The organism is Nocardia sp. NPDC058497, from assembly GCF_042720195.1.
Lineage (GTDB): Bacteria > Actinomycetota > Actinomycetes > Mycobacteriales > Mycobacteriaceae > Nocardia.
In genome coordinates, this window is record NZ_JBHXMY010000950.1 from 1 (window position 1) to 1442 (window position 1442).

2 protein-coding genes and 1 pseudogene are annotated in these 1442 nt (G+C 66.9%); 2 read left to right on the plus strand and 1 reads right to left on the minus strand.

What is annotated here, in order from left to right; translation table 11 throughout:
* Positions 1 to 99 precede the first annotated feature (99 nt).
* Positions 100 to 519, minus strand: coding sequence for a cold-shock protein (locus ACFWPJ_RS32735; RefSeq protein WP_378857376.1), 420 nt, complete (start codon positions 517 to 519; stop codon positions 100 to 102).
* Positions 520 to 679: 160 nt separating this feature from the next.
* Here ACFWPJ_RS32735 and ACFWPJ_RS32740 point away from each other — a divergent pair, with 160 nt between their 5' ends.
* Together ACFWPJ_RS32740 and ACFWPJ_RS32745 are read left to right on the plus strand one after the other, a co-directional pair.
* Positions 680 to 913 carry a hypothetical protein gene (locus tag ACFWPJ_RS32740; RefSeq protein WP_378857374.1) on the plus strand — a complete coding sequence of 78 codons (234 nt, stop codon included), beginning with the start codon at positions 680 to 682 and terminating at the stop codon, positions 911 to 913.
* A gap of 373 nt (positions 914 to 1286) precedes the next feature.
* Positions 1287 to 1442 (plus strand): annotated as a pseudogene (locus tag ACFWPJ_RS32745) (resuscitation-promoting factor); the annotation flags it as partial.

Consider the following 1442-nt stretch of genomic DNA (forward strand, 5'->3'; position numbering starts at 1 on the left):
GTCAGGCGCCGTTGCGTAGGCGACGAAGGAGCAAGCAACGGTGCCTGACCGGCGGGACAGGAGGGGCCGCGACCTCGAGCGCGCCAGCGCTCCAAAAACTCAGTGGTCGAGTTCGCGAGCTACGGCGCGGACGACCTCGGAGATGCGCTGGGACAGCTTGCGATCCGGGTACTTGCCCCGGCGCAGGTCCGGCTGGACCTTCGTCTCGAGCAGCGTGATCATGTCCTCGACCAGGCCGTGCAGCTCGTCGGGCGACTTGCGCGGGCCCGCGTCCTTACGGGCAGTCTGCTGAGACTGGTTGCCGCGCACGGTCGGCGGCGCCTCGAGCAGCTTCAGGCTGAGCGCCTGCGGGCCACGACGGCCCGCGGCCATGCCGAATTCGACGCGCTGTCCGGGCTTGAGCCCTTCGACGCCCTCGGGCAGCGCGGAGGAACGGACGTAGACGTCCTCGCCCTCGTCTTGGGAAAGGAAGCCGAAGCCCTTTTCGACGTCGTACCACTTCACCCGGCCGGTCGGCACTGCGCTCACCCGTTCATCATTCGACACCCGAACCCTTGTGGTCCGGGTTACTTCATACCCTGTTGCGAAAAGAACGCGCCCCACAACAAGGCAGGACGCGATGTGTCCAGAGTCTACCCCGGTGGCCATACCGCGAGCACATCAGTTTTACGGTGCAACGGTGACCAACACACCTCCGCCCGCACGCGACCCTCGGCGTCCGAGCGATCGCCTGCTGCAACTCGCCGTCGCGCTGTTCGGGATCGGGATCCTGGCCGTGGTCGCGATCTTCGTGACGCCGATCGTCTCCGACAGCTCACCGGGACTGTGGCTGTACGGCCTGGCGATGCTCGCGCCGGTCGGTTTCCTGCTCGGCCTGGTGTTCGCGCTCTGGTCGGGCCGTCGCGCGCGTTGACGCGTCAACCGGTTACCCCGGCAGATCGATGCCAAGACAGCGGTGTGATCCTCGTCACATAACGGCATGGTTACGAAGTGAGCGTGCAACCGTCGCGCACACGCGGCACCGCGACTACCTGCGCGGACGCCTCCGGGATCACCCTGAGACCACCCTGATACGCACCCGCACACGCCGGTTACCAAATAGTGACTTTCCCCGCTGTCCGTCGTACCGTTTCTCTCAGCCGGGGCAACCCCCGGAACCACCGGCCCGCCGCACCGAACCTCACCCCGCGGGTACCGGACCCCGATTGGAATCAGGGATGAGGGCGGACCGGGAGACCTCTCAGTCCGGGCCACATGCAGGTGCGCACGAGAGGGAGAAACCCGATATGAGTGGACGCCACCGCAAGCCGACTTCCACCGGCCGCACTGTCGCCAAGGTCGCCGTCACCGGCGCGATCATCGGCACCGCCAGTGCAGCTTTCGCAGGAAACGCCAGCGCGGCCCCCGACTCCGACTGGGATCGCCTCGCGCAGTGTGAAGCC